General features: G+C 36.0%; 3 protein-coding genes. All 3 read right to left on the bottom strand.

What is annotated here, in order from left to right; all coding sequences use genetic code 11:
- The coding region (locus tag B4K20_RS02745; RefSeq protein ID WP_289281796.1) for a YegP family protein at positions 1-276 on the bottom strand (276 nt) is incomplete at its 3' end.
- A gap of 305 nt (positions 277-581) precedes the next feature.
- Positions 582-821 carry a hypothetical protein gene (locus B4K20_RS02740; protein ID WP_289281795.1) on the bottom strand — a complete coding sequence of 80 codons (240 nt, stop codon included), beginning with the start codon at positions 819-821 and terminating at the stop codon, positions 582-584.
- 113 nt (positions 822-934) lie between these two features.
- The coding region (locus tag B4K20_RS02735; RefSeq protein ID WP_289281794.1) for an endonuclease at positions 935-1,207 on the bottom strand (273 nt) is incomplete at its 5' end.

Below are 1,207 nucleotides of genomic sequence, written 5' to 3'. Positions count from 1 at the left end.
TTTATCTCTAGATGCCGCTGATGTATAAGATTGACTTGTTCCAATAACCTGATGATTAGCAGCCTTTAGGTTAAACATAAACTTACCAGAAGAAGTCTCTTTTCTTTCATAACGCTCATCAAGTGGTGCATTATTTTTAACAGAGTCAATGCCATTTTCACAAGAAGATTTAGAGGTGTATCCCTCGCTTGCCAGAATATTTTGTCCGTTGCCTGCTAACAAACGAAACCGGTACTCACCAGCATTATCTTTATAAAGTTCGAACTTACCAGCCATGTTTCATTTCTCCTAAGATTTTCAAGTCTGTTTCCATGTTCAAACTAAAAAATATATTAACTATTAATCATTTGCAACAGTGAAAACATGTCACTACTCTTAATACCGTCTCTCATATCATGTAGATAGAAAGACCTCAGGGATAACCATATTCTTTGACTCCAGAGACTTCCTTAATTTCGCCTATGGATAATTGCATTTGTGCGACTGTACTATACTTTGCCTGAAATTAAGAACCGTGAGTACTCGTTACATGCTGATTAAAATCATCTCCCGAATAAACTCAAACTCTTTCTCAAACTCAGTCACTTTATTTTATATTTTTCTGTCAGCTCTTCAGCTTCATCAAACCCAGAAATTTTTTGATACAAATCCGACAAAATAATAATGGTCTTGTCGATTTCGTTTTGAAACTCTGGAACTGAATTTATAAGCGGGTGTTTCATCAAAAATTCGTCAATATATACACAAGCGACATGCAGTCTATCAGCAGCCTCTAAAATATGTCCGTCATTAAGTTCATAGTTTTTTGAATCATTATTCATCATTAATCTCCTGCAATGAGTAACTCCATATTTGAGCGTATAGTGAAAAGTATTAGGCTAACCGATGCCTGCTCCCAAATTTAAAATTATCTAATCTGTGATAAAGAGTCAGATTATTTCAGGCATTGCTTGTTAACTAAGATATTTATATTTCCTTGAATATGATGAATACGTTCAGCTCGTTTGCACTCCCATTCAGTAACGGGATATTGTTTATTCCAGACTTCCATTAACTTTCGCTGCTGTTTACTCATCTTATAACGTTTATAACGCTGTTCTATGTACAGATAAGTCCTCGCTATGACACCTTTGGCCGCTTCGGGTGGTTCAACTTTTCGGTTATCAATTTTCAGGGCACAGCTACCAAAGCTGGATTTTGCCTGAGG

The organism is Methylophaga sp. UBA5088 (assembly GCF_002414625.1).
Classification (GTDB): domain Bacteria; phylum Pseudomonadota; class Gammaproteobacteria; order Nitrosococcales; family Methylophagaceae; genus Methylophaga; species Methylophaga marina.
The sequence above is the reverse complement of the archived record's forward strand: the minus strand, read 5'-3'. Positions and strand labels throughout refer to the sequence as shown.

Bases quoted from the DNA above. Each gene is read 5' to 3' on its own strand.
- B4K20_RS02740 (WP_289281795.1), bottom strand. From the start codon at position 821: ATGAATAATGATTCAAAAAACTATGAACTTAATGACGGACATATTTTA.